Origin of the sequence: Pyrobaculum calidifontis JCM 11548 (genome assembly GCF_000015805.1) — an archaeon.
Taxonomy (GTDB): domain Archaea; phylum Thermoproteota; class Thermoprotei; order Thermoproteales; family Thermoproteaceae; genus Pyrobaculum; species Pyrobaculum calidifontis.
In genome coordinates, this window is sequence record NC_009073.1 from 897,785 (window position 1) to 911,720 (window position 13,936).

The window sequence follows — 13,936 nt, forward strand, 5'->3', positions numbered from 1 at the left end:
AAGTGGAAGAGAGATAAATATGGGGGCTTCACTACGTTTTGTGGCTAGCGTGAAACCGGTCGTTAGGGCCAGTGGTGTAAAGCGAGTGGTTAGGGCCGAGGTTGTCAAAATAACGCAGCCGGTCTCTCTCCTAGGCGATTTTGACCCAGAGACTGGCAGACTCCTCGGCGTCGATGTAGTTGGAAAAATTGTGGCGCTGCCGTACGTGAAGGGCTCCACTGTGGGGCCCTACCTCATGTGGAGTGCCTCAAGGCGGGGCAAGATTCCCCTGGCCGTGGTGGCAGAGAAGCCGGACCTCATGTTGGTGACCGCTTGCGTTCTCGCAAACGTGCCGCTTTTCCAAGGCGTCATGGAAGAAGGCTGTGTAGAATTGGACCTAGAAAGTGGGGAGTATGTCAAGTGCTGATAGAAACCTACTGGCGTCCCTTGCCTTGCACATGTTGGAGGAGCTCGCGCTACGTAGAGGCAACAGAGTCAAGGTGAAGTATTGGAAGACCTACAGGCTGGCCGAGTTTTGGCTGGGGAGCGACGTCGCACAGGCCGTGTTAAAGAGACTTGTGGAGGGCGGCTATGTGAAAATTGAGGGCGCCTATGTGGTCTTACTCAAGCCGTTTAAGCCATCTAAGACTCTCAACGAGGTCTTGAAATCCGCTTACAGTCTTCTCGCCACAGCAAGGCGTCAATGATTTTCAGCGGTATGTTGTGTATATTTTCTCCGTGGAGAATTCTGCCAGCCAGCCACAGCACCGTGTCTATGTGAAGCGGCGGTATTCCGCTCACCTCCGCCACTGTGTTCCAAACCGCTTGAACGGCCTTATACTGCCTCATTGCGACGTCGGGAGGCACATCTATGAGGCCGGCGCACCACGTCAAGTGGGCAACTCTATAGTCAACTGGCAACGGGATCTCCATCGGCAACACCCTCTCCACGCCCCTACTACACCTATAGACATAGTTCAAGATCTTCACCGCGAAGACCACGGTCTTTTGCCCAGGATCAACGTCCAACAGCGCGGACATGCGCCTCCACGTCTCCAGCAGATTTTCCAAGTTTGGCCTATATCCACAGACTTTTCTCACCCGCCTCTCCCTAGCCTCTCTTCCGATTTTAAGAAACGGACTGGCGCGTAAGTAGGCGAGGAACTGTGTACAAACGTCTGTCACTCTTTGCCTAGAGAAATAGTCGCCAAAAAACTGCCAATGCTCCTCACCTTTGCCCGACAGCCTGTAGCTCACCAACGCGTTCAACATCGAAAGAGAGGCGCAGACCTCCTCCCCCTGCGCCTCCCACACTCTACACACGGCTATGTACTGCGGATCTCTCTTCTCAAGCTCTAGAATTGCGTCTAGTCCCAGCGTGCCTAAGGCCTCAACTACTCTTCTTAACGGCGACTCTTTTGCCATACTGGAGAGGATTGCGGACATTACACCCAAGGTTTGTGGGGCATAGGCCCCAGGAGTTCATGGTTTCGCAACTGGGCACGGCGTACTCCTTCCTACCCCCAACTTTGCCAGCTATGTGTTGGACCTGGTATCGCGTAATCTTCTCGTTGAAGTCTGGCGCGTTCCGGAATAAGTCGACTATCTGTTCCACGTCCCACCCCCTCTTGAGTAAATACGTCGTTATGGCAAACCGCGCCGTGTGTGGCAGATTTTCCCCGGCCTTTAACGCGTCTAGTATGGCCTTCATACAGGGGGGATCTGGGCCTCCGGCGACGGGGGCCTGCGGAAGCGGCTTGTAGGAGTACTTCTTGACGAGGTCCTCGAGTTTTGACATATCGACCTTCATGGCGACTTTGCCCACGGCCAGCTCGTTTTCGTCTACCGTCTTTAATATCCGCTCCTCATACGCCTCCTCTAGTAGCCTATGGTAGTCTGCCATGGGCAAGAGCACCCACCCCCTGACTACAACTCGGTTTATCATTGCCCAATGGGGATCCTGTGGCGCATACTTTAGATATGTCGACCATCTAACGGCTATGGGGAATTGTACCACGGCTATGCCTGACATAACCTCTTGCGACGGCTTGGCGTAGATGCCTAAGTCTTTTCCAATCTCAATTTTGCACCCCGGGCTTTGAACGCCAGGGATTTTGTCTAAGAGACTTGCGAAATTTTTGCTCTCGTAGTCGGCAAATCTACGCAGTATGTGGCTACTCCCAGTCGCGGCGGCTAGGTACAGGGCCAGCCTGGCCACCACGGCACCCTCCTCTGGTCTGTCTAAACACGACTTGGCGTTAAAACTCTCGCGGGCCACAGCCCTCCTCACGCGCTCAATGGCTTTTTCCACCATATCTCTGTCGTCAAGCACGCTCTCTAATACGTACCCCCTTTTGGCCAAATAAGACGCAGACCTGTTTAAAAAGGGGAAGTAGCAGGCAAATACGTCGGCAGAAATATCGCAAGACACGTCTCTTACCCCGCTACGGCTTTAAAAGCTCTAGTCATGTATTACCGACATGTCTAACTTGGGGCTAAGCTCTTGGTATTTCCCGCCTGTGGCTTTCGCAATCTGTTTCAACAAGTCGCTTTTCTCAACCGCCACGGCGTGGAGTCTCTTGAACTTTTTCACGAGACTCCAAGTTTTTTCAACGTCGGCGGTTCTCCCATCAGTTATCAACACCGCCTCTCTAACGCCGTAGCTGTAGAGCACCTCTAGGGCAGACGCAAGCTCGGTGCCGCCCCCGGCGTATACGTACTCGAGAATTTCGAGCATCTCCCTAAGATACTTATGAACCTCGTAGGGAGTCCACATAAAGTCGGCGTCGACGTTGAAGAGCAACAACGAGACGCGGCCTCTGAGACTTGCCATCTGACGCAAGTACCTCGCCACGGCGTTCTTGGCGACTCTAAGCTTCACGTCGCCCCACATGTACTCCTTCATGCTCCCCGAGACGTCAAGCGCTATGTACACCGGCTTATCCGCCGTCCTTGAATACTCCCTTACGAATATGTCGAAGTCGGAAATCGGCATATTCATGACGAGCTTTCTTCTAAAAGCCGTGGCCGTCCTTATCAGATCTACATCGGCGAAAGGCGTGCCGGGTATATAGCCTCGCAGAGACTTCACGGCGCCCCGCACGTGCCACCCCTCGCCTCTACCCACGACTCTGCTATACGAGCGCAAAATTCTGTCCCTAGGAAGGCCCAGCCTCCTAACTACCTCAAGCTTTACCCTGGGCGTGGCGTCCACTGGGACGTGTCTATTAACCAAGTGGGCAAGCGTAGGCGCCTTCTCGTCGCCCACCGAGCCTATGGCTAGCGTGGGCGCGCCTTCGCGCAACTTCGGGCGACACGTTATAGCTTCTCTTATAACCTCCTTCGCCGCAGAGGGGCTCATCTTAAGCGTGCCCGCCAAATTCTGTGCAAGTATTTCAAGAACTTTTTCCCAGTCCACGTCGCCGAGCTCTGCCCGTACATAGACGTCCTCAATGCCGTATATAAGACTGCGTATGGAGAGGCCCCCGAGGCAGGAGTATACAGCCGCTAAGAGCTCTACTAAGTCATTCATTTGCCGCTCTGTCAAATATCTTTAGCAACGCCTCCTTGGTCTCGGAGTCGAAGGGCAAGTTGTTGACCAAGCTCCTCTTCAAGTCCCTAAGCTCAACCTCCCTCCTCTGCGCCCACGCAAGTGCCGAAGCGTCGGCCAAGGCATAGCTAAGCGATCTCACAGACTGCGGATACCCGGCCTTCTTCGCCTCGTGGGCAAACTTAGACAGAATCTCGGCAAGCTTGGAGGGTATGTCCACCTCTAAGTCTCCCAAGGCCTCTCTCGCCTTCCACAGAAGGATGCTCTTTAGGAGCTCCCTGTCCGGCATCTTAACTTCTACAAACTTAAGTCTGTCCGCCAACGCCTCCGATAGCTCGTACACACCCTCGTACTCGCTGGGGTTTGCCGTGCCTATCAAGACAAAGTCCGTCCTAATCCTGTACCCCCTGATGTACACATAGTGCTCTTGTATTGCCTGTAGCAGTGCCGCCTGTGCGTAGGGGTTCAGCCTGTTGAGCTCGTCCATTATTAACACGGTGCCATGCGCCATGACAAGCGGCCCAGGGATGTACGAGAGGGGGTGGTCGAGCCCGGCTTGAAGAGCCACCGCTATGTCGATATCTCCTGTCAAGTCAACTGCGGTCATGTGGGAGTGGCATGCCACCTCAATGTACGGAGGGTCGCCCAGCGCCAGAGTCTCGGCGACGGCCTCCGCCAAGGTGGTCTTTCCCAGGCCCACTGGCCCCACTAAGACGACGGGCCGGCCGATCATCATGCCGCTTAACACGTCCAGTAAAACGTCGTCGAGTCCCTTAAGCACGCCTCCAATTCTCCTTCTTATCTCATCCACGCCCATTTTCTTGACTCTCTCCCTCACTAATCTCGGCATGTCGATGGGCTTCCTCTGTAGAAGTTCAGAAAGTCGCACGTAAGGCACGGCGAGTCAGTTTAAAAATTCAGCCCTCTACAGGTTTATAAACGCGTAGGCGAGTTTCCCAAATGTCAATCCGCGTCATGAGGAGCGGCGACGTATATCGCATAGAGGGGCCTGCCAAGGTTGTAGTAAAACGCGGCCGCGTATATGCCACAGGCGTCGTATACTCCGAGGGGCAGAGCTTCACAGTGCTTAGGGCTAGAAAACTCGTCATAAAGGCGGTGGAGGACTCGGAAGTGGAACTCGTGCTTGGCCCCGGCGCCCTTCTGGAAAAGACAAGCCCGGGGGAGGAGGTCATCGACATCTGGGAGAAAAGCGTGGCGGAGATGGACTTGAGGGGTATTATACTGATTATCGGCGTAATGGACGTGGGCAAATCTACCTTGGCCGCTCTGTTGGGCAACAAGGCCCTGTCTCAGGGGCATAGGGTGGCCATAATAGACGCCGACGTTGGTCAAAACGACTTGGGCCCCCCGACCACGATATCTCTGGCGAGGCTCGACAAGTACATAACGCATTTGAGGCAGTTAACTGCTGAAAAGAGCATATTTCTACAGGCCACGAGTCTTGAGCGCATATGGCCTAGGGCCGTTAAACAGATCTACAAGGCCGCGAGGTATGCGCTAGAGGTCTGGAAGGCTGACACAGTGGTCATAAACACCGATGGGTGGATCTTAGACGAGGAGGCGGTGGCGTTTAAGCGTAGACTTATCGAGGAGATAAAGCCGTCGCTAATAGTGGGAATACAGGTGGAGAACGAGCTACTCCCCATTGTAAAAGGTTACTCAAACGTCTTGTTGCTACCGCCGCCTCCCCACGTCAGAGCCAAGTCTAGGGAGGATAGGAAGATACATAGGGAGATGGGGTACGGGAGGTACATCTTTCCCCCAGTAGAGCTGGCCGTGCCGCTGGATAAAATACCTATTTGCAACCTCCCCCTCTTCAAAGGCGTTGAGATAGGCGACGAGTTGAAGAGAATGCTTGCGAAAACCCTCGGCGTGCCGGTTGTCAGAGCCTATCAAGTGGGCGAGAGGGTCTACGCACTAGTTCAAAACGACGCGTGGCTTATGAAAAAGGTTGGCGGTTTTCAAGTGGTCTGTATGCCGCTGGAGTTTGAAAAGGGCCTCTTAGTGGGGCTTGAAGACGGCGAAGGATTTCTAGTGGGGCTCGGTGTCATGAAAAAGATATACTACGACAAGAGAAAGGCTGTTCTATATACGTCAAGTGACGTAGAGAAGAGGCTAGGCGAGGTGAAGTGTATACGACTAGGCCTCATAAGGCTTGACGAGAACTTCAACGAAGTGGAGAAAGTCGCAAGCCTTCTCAAGGTCGAGCACGCACCGCACCTATAAGTATAAAAAGTGGCACTCCTCATTGGTCGATGTGCGGTGCGGGCAGCGCCTGAGCAGTGATGATCTCATCTCACGCGAATTATGGCGTTGCCTCTGTGATATCGGCAAGTGTCCCTAGGTAGGTCAAGTCCGATAGATATACCTCCACTTTCTCCGGGTTAAGCTCGACGTATTTTAGAAAAGTCCGGCCTTCAGACGCTAGGGTCTGTAGCTCTCTTACATCGACGCCGGTTATGAGGGGGTGGGCGGCGGGTAACACCACGACCTTCAGCTCTCCACGTCGTCTGCAAGGCTCGTCGTACAGAGCCTTGCAGAGCTTAGAGCGACGCGCATATATCTTCAGCACTGCGGGCTCCTTAGCCGCGTAGCCCACCTCGTCTCTTATAACCACGGCGGGGTGTGTATGCCCCATTACCACAACGTCCGCCCTTTCGAGGTCTGACTTAAGAGGTTTTACATGCCCATGGAAGAGGAGAAATCTCCCAATTAAGACGCCGCGCGCAGACGCCACTTCAACGCCCTCTATTCCCGCCGCAATCTCTTGCAGTAGAGAGTCGTGGTTGCCTGGGATAAGCAAAACGGGCACCTTCTTTGCCAAGGTCTTGAGAAAGGCCTTTACCTCATCCACACTCTCCCTAGGCACGGGGAGCTCGTGTTTAACGTCGCCAAGTATGGCGACCATAGTAGCGTTTTGCGAATCCACTAGCTCTAGCACAGAGTTGGCAAGCTTCGCGGTTTGGCTAACCACATTTATCCCCCTCTCCCTCCTTAGCTCAACCTCGTAGCCCACGTGAGTATCCGCTAGCAGCAATATCCTCTCGCCGCGGTGTTGTAGCAGAATTCCGCGCACTGAGAGGCATACGACTTCAGAATTTATTTTTTAGAAGCAGATCCACGGCGGCCTCCGCCATGGCGAGCGTGGCAGGCGACTTGACGCGGAAAGGCGGAACGCCCACCGCCCTGTGGACGGCCAACTTTTCGTCAAAAGGCACGACGTATACGTCCCCAAACCTCTTATACGCCTTTACAAAAACCTCGCCCGGCTTTCTAAATACTTTGTTCAAAATAACGCCATAGACCTCGCCCCTAACCGCGGCGTGGAGACGTTCCACAGATCCCAAGGTCTCAAAATCCTCATCTACGACGTAGATAAGCGCCTTGCATTTAGACAGAATTTTCACAAACAGCACGTCGTCGAGACGAAAGGCGGGCAAGTCAACGAGGTAGAAGCCGGCGGCGGAGGCCGTCTTGGCGACGCGCACAGGCACGCCAAGAGACCTCCACACATATGCGGCAACGGCGGCGAAGGTGGTCTTCCCAGTCCCACCTTTACTTCCCGACGTTATACAGATCACGTTAGGTGTGGCATATAAAGCTCCTATAGCGGCTTTTAATGGCACGGAGTTATGTGATAAAGAAAGCTTTCCTAAACGGCGAGATAGATCTCCGCGAATACGTTGCCCTATACCGCCTCAAGAGGAGAAACGTGGTGGCCTATTGGCTAAAGTTGGTGGTGTGGCTCCTTAGAGCAAAACTCCTGGGCTTTTCTCTTGTCGCGTAGCACCAATCTGTATCCGTCTTCTCCGTCGCTATAGTAGGCGGGTAGCCTCTCCTTGACTTCAAACCCGGCGCTTTTGTACAGACGGAGGGCTGGCTCGTTGGTTACTCTCACCTCTAGAAAGACCTCAGACACCTGCCCCTCCGTTAGCAGCTTCAGCGCGGTGCACAGCAATGCGGCTCCAACGCCCCTTTGCCGGTGTTCGGGGTGCACTGCGATGGATATCACATGGGCCGCGTTGTCCTCTATACATGTGATAATGTAGCCCACTACGTCTCCGTTTGACACGTACACATAGGAATGGTCGGAGCAAAATGAGCACAAGAATTTCAGTAGCTCAACGCTGTAGATATCGTCGGGCTTAAACGACAGTTTCTCTATGCCGTAGATCTCTTCCACGTCTGGGGGGGAGCACTTCCTAAGCACGCTGGTTTTATCTACTGTAAATAAATTGTCCACCTCCACGTTTTAACGTGTACGCCTTTGTGGACTTGCCGTTTAGTCCCAGTGGGGTTACTCACCTAGTTAGACTTCACAAGTCCACGGGCCTTGAGAGAGAGCTTAGGGAGGCCCTTGAGGTGTTGGAGGCGGCCAAGAGGGGCAATAACAATGTGTTGGCGGTGGTAGTCGCGCCGTATGGCTACGGCAAATCTGAGTTGTTGGACGAGCTTGAGGAGGTGGCCAAGAGGGAGGGGTTCAGAGTGGTGCGCACTGCGTTGACTCTTGATCAAGGCCTTGCCATAGACTTGGCGTCTAAAAAGCGCGACGAGCCCATGCTAGTCCTCATCGACGAGGCTGACGAGATTTCGCGCATGGCTATTGTCCACAAACTCGGCGCGCTTAGCGACGAGAGGTTTATGAAGATAGTTCAAAACGTGGCCACGCTTATAAGGGCGTTGCTAGAGCCGCGCTCCTACCGCCACATACTCGGCGAACCTGAGCGGTTTAACAAGGTCGCCATAATAATAGCGCTCACGCCCCAGCTATACTACACGATATTGAAAAACGTAGTTCCAGACGTCTTTGACTTAACCACGGGCCGTGTCTACAAAGAAATAGCGCTGGACACTAGATACCCATTTTGGCAATACGTTGAGACCGTTAGACAGAGGCTATACGCCTACTCTACGCCGGAGAGGAGGCGGAAGATAGAGTCAGGCGAGTTAAACCCGCTCAGTCCCTTCACTCTGGCCGAGCTGGCGGCGTTATACCACTTGGCGAAGAGGAAGGGGGAGACGGCGCCGCGCCACTTAATGAAGCTGACGGCCAGGCTTTTTCAATACAAGGCAGAGGGGCGCAGGCTTGCCCACCTCTTAAGAGAGGAGGGCATAAGCCCAGAGGTAGACGACAGAGTGCTAGAGCTGGCCTTCGCTGGTGTGCCTCACGACGATGAGACCCTTAGGGCCGCGTCTAGGGAGGTCTACGTGTACAAGATACCTTACGACGAGAAAGAGGCCTTGGACATTGCTAGAGAGCAAATAGCCCTCAGAGGAGGCTCCCTAGACATAAAAGATGTAAAAAACATATCCTACGAGCCGTACCTCTACTACTCATTGGTAGAAGGGGGGAAGTTGTACATATATTTACTCTCAGACGAGGAAGTGGTTGAGTTAAATAGATATTTTATTGGTAAAAAACTTATTATATCAAGCGATGTTGCAAAAATTATAGTCGGCGAAGATCAATTGGCCTCAGCAGCTTTTGCCAAACAGTATATGCAGAAGTTGGAGAACCCGGCGTATCTCCTAGAGGAGGTAGAGCGCGCTCTTGAAATCTCCGGCATAAGACTGAGGAGCTGTTGCGGATACGCAGTCTGGGACAACAACATGGGCTTTAGAGAGGCGTACATCTTCATGTACATAAGCAGAGAAGATGAGTTGAGAAATGCGGCTAAGGCTCTGGCGGACGTCGTGGCGCAGGGGTCCATAGGCGGATACGTCGTGGACTACTTTGCCCTCTTCGTCGCCAGTCCAATACTGCTCACAGAAACCGTGGAGAGGGCCTTTGCCCCAATTTTCTCCGCGTATTGGAAGAGGTTCTACCCCGTCAAGGCGTTAGACTTTGCAATTGTTCAGGTATATGGGGCGGACAAGTTTGAGAAATTGAAGCAGGAGCTTGTGAGATATGCCGTAGACAAAGTCTTAAGGCGCGATGCCAAGCCGCCGAGCTTTGTAGACGCAGTGCGGCTTGGCAGAGAGAAGGCGCGTGAAAAGACGTTGAGGTATACGCTGGCCCTTAGGAAGGGCAAAGAGAAGAAGCTCGTTGTCTTGGTAAAAGTGGCTGAGGCCCTAGACGAGGGTCTAGAGGTTGAGGGCTTGAAGGCGTATCGCGAGATAGAGGAGATAATTCTCAAGGCATTTGACGCGTCTATTCACGAGAGGGAGCTTAAGTCGCTCATAGCTACACTGTTTCCAACTAATTTGTGGAGAGAGATTAAGGAGGACGACGTCATTGAGTTAATGAAGCTGAGGGGCGTATTAGTCCCCGTAGGTGACCTCTTATACAAATATAGAGAGGACTTGGCCAAGCGCCACGTACAAGAGCTTTTATCACAACTAGAGTCTCTGGGCGAGATATTCATTGAGAGACAGACGCCTCTTGGCCCCGTGAGAGTACGTAAGAGGCTCGACATCGGCAAGGGAGAATACAGCTTCCGCGACCAGAAGGAGTATGGCAAAGTCGTAAGAGAGCTCACTCTCAAGCTGGCCGCCGCGAGAGAAAGCCATGAAAAGAATAAAAGGGAGGCCGAGGCAGAGGTAGAAGAGAGGGTAAAACTTGTTAAAAGACTCGCCGCGGTTGTGGAAAAGTTCCCCATGAGGGCAAAGATGATAGAATTAGACAAGCTGGACGAGCAGATAGTCAAAAGAGAGGAGGCCATTCTTCAAAAGGCCAGTGAGATAATGAGGATTTGGGAGAGCGCTAGACACATAGCTCAAGCCGTCGGCTCTGCCCTAGACGTAGAGAGAGACCTCTCGCTTTTGTTAGAGCTTCCAGAGCCCTGGCTAGACGACTACGCCGCCCATTTGAAGCTCTATGTGGCCGAGCTAGAAAAGAAGTATGAAAAAATGCGGGAAGAGGAGAGGGCTAGGAAGACGGTGCAGGAATGGCTGAGGGAAAAGTTCGGCGTCTCAGAGCTGGACTTGTTGCCAGAAGTTGCTAAAAGACTTGGTGTAGATGCAAGACTGTTGGAGGCTGTGGCCCGCAGAGGTAGAGGGGCGCATTTGACAATAGAGGAGTTGGCAGAGGAGACTGGGTTAGACAAGTCGCTGGTTGAAGAGGGTTTGGAGAAGTTATACAGAGCGGGGGTTGTGGAGAAGAGGTATGTCGCTTAAAATAGTGGTGTTAAAAGAGGGCGGAGAGCCCCTCGGCGACGTGGTGATAGATGCACGCGGGCCTCCTGAGTTCTTCGACGCAGTGATACTAGGCGGGAGAGAGCTGAAATCTGTGGTGGCCATAGGGGCCGTAGAGGGCGGGGTTCCAATTGGAGTTGGTAAATACACGAAGAAGCCCGTGGCGGCCGTCGTAGAGGGCAGAGTCGTAATAAGGGGAATCCCCATATCTCTCTACTACGAGTTAGGAATACTTGAGCGGGAGATTGTGGAGGCGTTGGGCAGAGGCGTTACTACAGATGTGGCGTTGGAGAAACTGAAAGAGGTGGTAATAAGAGAGAGGCGTAGGTACAAGCGGTCGCAGACGCTGGCCATCTTGGCCAAATACGTAGAGGGCGAGGTGGCCGAGCTACCGCCGCATTTGATCGACATAGTGGGCAACTTGAGTAGAGATGAGGCAAGGAAGCTGTTTGAAAAATTGTTAGAGGAGATATACTAATGGTATTTTCAGAGCTGTTGAGATTTGTAGAACTAGAGTTCTACCCCCACGAGGTGGAGATTCCTCCGTCGTTGAAAAGGCTTGTCAACTACTGCCGCGGGGGACGTCTCAGAGACTACTACGCGGTTGACTCAGGCTACGTGGTACAGGAGGTGGGCGACTACGACGTCTTAGTGCAACTGGTGGTGGGGGTGGGAAGAGAGGTGAAGAAGAGGTTCCTAGTGCAGAAGGCGTACGACGATGTGCACTATGTGGCGCGCATAAACGAGATAAAATTCGCCGAGGCCCTCCACGGAGGCCTTGTGTTTGTAGATGGGCCATTAACCCCATATGTAAACACGGCCAATGTTGTTGGAGTATCTAAAGACCCGCGCCTTGTGAGATATGGGCCGAGAATAGCGCAGGAGGACCTGCGTCACGAGTTTGTAAGCGTCGCTAAGAAGATTGGAGAAAAAGAGGTGGCCCGCCGCCTGCTCCAAGGCGAGCCCCCTGGCTCCTACTTAGAGCCTGTGGAAATAGGCGATTTCTACGGAACTTTTATCAAGTCTGACTGGGTTCTATATGTAGAATTTCCAAAGAGTATGAGGGCCGAGGAGATATGTGGAGTGTTAAGCCGCTACCCGATAAGACTTAGAGTGGCACACCATCTGGCCAAGCTAAATAGAGAATTTCTGAATTCAATATATTACTTGATGTTGAACATGGTTAAACCACAAAAAATAAACATTAGAGAATTATTATAACCCTTTGTAAATGTATATAAGTCGTGCTAAGGCCATGTTAATGCAGTCATCAAGTGTTTCTAGGTTATATTTTTTGCAGACCTCGTAGAGACTTTCTAGTTCGTCCTCAGAAACAGGAATAATTACACGCTCCATGAAGTTAACCAAGGACAGAGATTTATAGTCCCTTTACAAAAAACGTACACGTAAACATATATATAGCGAGGCCACTTGTCCAGCAATGCGCGGATTTTCGTCCAGAGTTGCCGCATTCCGCGAATCCCCCACGCGGAAGATCGATGAACTTAGAGAAAGGCTGAGGCGTGAGAACCGCGATGTAATACTGCTCTCCACGGGGCAGCCCAGCGTCCCGCCTCCTAGAGAGGTAAGAGAGGCGCTGGGAGAGTTGTTGAAAGTCGACTCAATGGACCTATACGGCTATACCCCCTCCCAGGGGATATACGAGCTGAGAGCCGCTATTTCAGAAGACTTGAAAAAGCTCGGCGGCCTCGACGTGCCGCCGGATCAGATCGTCGTCACGGCCGGGGGGCAGGCCGCCATGTTTTCCACGCTGGCCACCGTGGTGGAGCAAGGCGACGAGGTCGTAGTCACAGACCCGACGTACTTCGGCTACAGGCCTCTGCTTGAATACTTTGGCGCAGTGGTGAAGCCTCTGAGGACGCGGATAGAGGAGGGCTTTCAGCCAGACCCAGAGCGGCTTAAAACGCTAGTTGGGAGAAAGACAAAGGCGGTGGTCCTAGTATCGCCAGACAATCCCACTGGCCGAATTTTAAACAGGGAGGTGGCCAAGGCGGTGGCCGACTTGGCCCAAGACTACGACTTCTGGATTATTACAGATGAGGCGTACAAGACGTTGATATACGAGGGGGAACACGTCTACTTCTATAAACTGGCCCCAGAGCACACAATTTCTATAAACACTTTTTCAAAGGACCCGGCCATCCCTGGCTGGCGCCTGGGCTATGTATACGGCCCCAAAGACGTTGTCCAAAAGGTAAAACTCGCCAACGAGGAGATGGTGTATTGCCCTCCGTCATTTGCCCAAAGAATGGTTGCAATCTACTTAAGATCTGAGGCGAGGACGAGGTACATAAGAGAAGTTGTGGAGGTTTATCGCCACAAGCGCGACGTAGCACTGGCGGCAGTTAAGAGGTACATACCCGAGGCCAAGTTCGTGCCCCCGTCTGGCTCCATGTTCATATTCGTAGACTTATCTAGGTATATAGTAGACGGCGAAGAATTTGCCAAAGTCCTCCTCGAGAAACACGGCGTAGCCACAGTGCCCGGCTCGTACTTCAGCGAAGTATACAAGGCGGCTCTACGCATCTCCTTCGTAACCGAAACCACAGAGAGAATAGAGGAAGGAATTAGGCGGATAGGAGAAGCCCTCTCCGCAACCTAGCTAAAACAGCCGCGGCCTTGGCGCGGGCGAGTCCCCGCTAGGACTTTAGCAGATTGGCTAGTTTTTCTCTTATTTGTGCCAACTCGCGCCTGAGTTGTTCTACCTCTTGCCTTAGCCGCGCGTTTTCCTCGGCAAGCTGTTCGCAACCCTTAGGCGCCGCTGGTTTACATTTGTCGCTTCTAACCCAGTAGTAGAACTCCGTCTTATCTTTCTGCCACTTCAACTCGCCGCTTGCCAAATCCACCTCCACCTCTGTTATAATCATAAATATGTCGCCTTTGTCGAGCCCGTAGCGTGGGGCAACTTCGTTGAAAAACCACTCCTTCAGTGCGTCAAACATCTCACGGCTACTCCTCCTAAAGCCCTCTGAGTCCCTTATCTTGCCAAAGATCTCCTCGCCCTGAGGCCCAAACTTCTCTCTAAGCGAGCCGGCAATTGCGCCAAAGAGAAGTCTAAAGAAGTCGGGCCTCCCGCCTACTCCGTATCTTCCAAAGAGCCGCCCTGCCGACGTCTTGCCAGTGTTCCACCTTATGATTAGTATCTGCCTACCTCCCCGCTCTTCTACGTGCGCCCGCTCCACCGTCCTCTCCTCCTCTGCCATATGTATAGTAAAGCTCATAAATAAAAAT

Annotated in this window: 15 protein-coding genes; 7 read left to right on the top strand and 8 right to left on the bottom strand. The window is 52.8% G+C overall.

Annotated features, from left to right (window positions below):
- Positions 1-49 precede the first annotated feature (49 nt).
- Together PCAL_RS05050 and PCAL_RS05055 are read left to right on the top strand one after the other, a co-directional pair.
- Positions 50-406: an aconitase X swivel domain-containing protein gene (locus PCAL_RS05050; RefSeq protein ID WP_011849633.1), complete on the top strand. Its 357-nt coding sequence runs from the start codon at positions 50-52 to the stop codon at positions 404-406.
- Positions 393-686 carry a hypothetical protein gene (locus PCAL_RS05055; protein WP_193322930.1) on the top strand — a complete coding sequence of 98 codons (294 nt, stop codon included), beginning with the start codon at positions 393-395 and terminating at the stop codon, positions 684-686. Before PCAL_RS05050 ends, PCAL_RS05055 begins: the two co-directional genes overlap by 14 nt.
- On the opposite strand, the gene PCAL_RS05060 is transcribed toward PCAL_RS05055, so the two are convergent.
- From PCAL_RS05060 to PCAL_RS05075, 4 genes are read right to left on the bottom strand one after another with little or no spacing between them, the layout of a single operon-like run.
- Positions 631-1,404, bottom strand: coding sequence for an N-glycosylase/DNA lyase (locus tag PCAL_RS05060; protein ID WP_011849634.1), 774 nt, complete (start codon positions 1,402-1,404; stop codon positions 631-633). The two genes, PCAL_RS05055 and PCAL_RS05060, sit on opposite strands and share 56 nt — an antisense overlap.
- A complete protein-coding gene (locus PCAL_RS05065; protein ID WP_011849635.1) occupies positions 1,370-2,410 on the bottom strand; it encodes a DNA primase large subunit PriL in 1,041 nt (346 codons plus the stop codon). Before PCAL_RS05065 ends, PCAL_RS05060 begins: the two co-directional genes overlap by 35 nt.
- Positions 2,411-2,440: 30 nt before the next feature.
- Positions 2,441-3,511: a VWA domain-containing protein gene (locus PCAL_RS05070; RefSeq protein ID WP_011849636.1), complete on the bottom strand. Its 1,071-nt coding sequence runs from the start codon at positions 3,509-3,511 to the stop codon at positions 2,441-2,443.
- Complete coding sequence (locus tag PCAL_RS05075) at positions 3,504-4,418, bottom strand: AAA family ATPase (RefSeq protein ID WP_193322931.1); 915 nt, start codon at positions 4,416-4,418, stop codon at positions 3,504-3,506. The genes PCAL_RS05070 and PCAL_RS05075 overlap by 8 nt, the downstream gene beginning before the upstream one ends.
- A 71-nt stretch (positions 4,419-4,489) precedes the next feature.
- Between PCAL_RS05075 and PCAL_RS05080 the strand changes: the two genes are divergently transcribed.
- Positions 4,490-5,776, top strand: a complete 1,287-nt coding sequence (locus PCAL_RS05080) for a Clp1/GlmU family protein (protein ID WP_011849638.1) — start codon at positions 4,490-4,492, stop codon at positions 5,774-5,776.
- 79 nt (positions 5,777-5,855) lie between these two features.
- On the opposite strand, the gene PCAL_RS05085 is transcribed toward PCAL_RS05080, so the two are convergent.
- The 3 genes from PCAL_RS05085 to rimI all read right to left on the bottom strand — a co-directional run bounded on the left by PCAL_RS05085 (position 5,856) and on the right by rimI (position 7,760).
- A complete protein-coding gene (locus PCAL_RS05085; RefSeq protein WP_011849639.1) occupies positions 5,856-6,626 on the bottom strand; it encodes a metallophosphoesterase in 771 nt (256 codons plus the stop codon).
- 16 nt (positions 6,627-6,642) lie between these two features.
- Positions 6,643-7,131 carry a hypothetical protein gene (locus PCAL_RS05090; protein WP_226952004.1) on the bottom strand — a complete coding sequence of 163 codons (489 nt, stop codon included), beginning with the start codon at positions 7,129-7,131 and terminating at the stop codon, positions 6,643-6,645.
- Positions 7,132-7,277: 146 nt separating this feature from the next.
- Positions 7,278-7,760, bottom strand: a complete 483-nt coding sequence (rimI, locus tag PCAL_RS05095; RefSeq protein ID WP_193322932.1) for a ribosomal protein S18-alanine N-acetyltransferase — start codon at positions 7,758-7,760, stop codon at positions 7,278-7,280.
- A 47-nt stretch (positions 7,761-7,807) separates the two neighbouring features.
- On the opposite strand from rimI, the gene PCAL_RS05100 reads away from it, so the two are divergent.
- The 4 genes from PCAL_RS05100 to PCAL_RS05115 all read left to right on the top strand — a co-directional run bounded on the left by PCAL_RS05100 (position 7,808) and on the right by PCAL_RS05115 (position 13,307).
- Positions 7,808-10,666: a hypothetical protein gene (locus PCAL_RS05100; RefSeq protein WP_011849642.1), complete on the top strand. Its 2,859-nt coding sequence runs from the start codon at positions 7,808-7,810 to the stop codon at positions 10,664-10,666.
- Positions 10,656-11,162 carry a hypothetical protein gene (locus tag PCAL_RS05105; RefSeq protein ID WP_011849643.1) on the top strand — a complete coding sequence of 169 codons (507 nt, stop codon included), beginning with the start codon at positions 10,656-10,658 and terminating at the stop codon, positions 11,160-11,162. The genes PCAL_RS05100 and PCAL_RS05105 overlap by 11 nt, the downstream gene beginning before the upstream one ends.
- A complete protein-coding gene (locus PCAL_RS05110) occupies positions 11,162-11,905 on the top strand; it encodes a DNA double-strand break repair nuclease NurA (protein WP_011849644.1) in 744 nt (247 codons plus the stop codon). Before PCAL_RS05105 ends, PCAL_RS05110 begins: the two co-directional genes overlap by 1 nt.
- Before the next feature lie 220 nt (positions 11,906-12,125).
- On the top strand, positions 12,126-13,307 hold the full coding sequence (locus PCAL_RS05115; RefSeq protein WP_011849645.1) for a pyridoxal phosphate-dependent aminotransferase: 1,182 nt from the start codon (positions 12,126-12,128) through the stop codon (positions 13,305-13,307).
- Between the two features lie 37 nt (positions 13,308-13,344).
- Here PCAL_RS05115 and PCAL_RS05120 read toward each other — a convergent pair whose 3' ends face one another.
- Positions 13,345-13,908 carry a transcription factor gene (locus PCAL_RS05120; RefSeq protein WP_193322933.1) on the bottom strand — a complete coding sequence of 188 codons (564 nt, stop codon included), beginning with the start codon at positions 13,906-13,908 and terminating at the stop codon, positions 13,345-13,347.
- Positions 13,909-13,936: the final 28 nt, after the last annotated feature.

Coding starts and splice junctions, on each gene's coding strand:
- PCAL_RS05070 (WP_011849636.1), bottom strand. CDS start 3,511: ATGAATGACTTAGTAGAGCTCTTAGCGGCTGTATACTCCTGCCTCGGG.
- PCAL_RS05080 (WP_011849638.1), top strand. CDS start 4,490: ATGTCAATCCGCGTCATGAGGAGCGGCGACGTATATCGCATAGAGGGG.
- PCAL_RS05110 (WP_011849644.1), top strand. CDS start 11,162: ATGGTATTTTCAGAGCTGTTGAGATTTGTAGAACTAGAGTTCTACCCC.
- PCAL_RS05060 (WP_011849634.1), bottom strand. CDS start 1,404: ATGGCAAAAGAGTCGCCGTTAAGAAGAGTAGTTGAGGCCTTAGGCACG.
- PCAL_RS05120 (WP_193322933.1), bottom strand. CDS start 13,908: ATGGCAGAGGAGGAGAGGACGGTGGAGCGGGCGCACGTAGAAGAGCGG.
- PCAL_RS05105 (WP_011849643.1), top strand. CDS start 10,656: ATGTCGCTTAAAATAGTGGTGTTAAAAGAGGGCGGAGAGCCCCTCGGC.
- PCAL_RS05115 (WP_011849645.1), top strand. CDS start 12,126: ATGCGCGGATTTTCGTCCAGAGTTGCCGCATTCCGCGAATCCCCCACG.
- PCAL_RS05055 (WP_193322930.1), top strand. CDS start 393: ATGTCAAGTGCTGATAGAAACCTACTGGCGTCCCTTGCCTTGCACATG.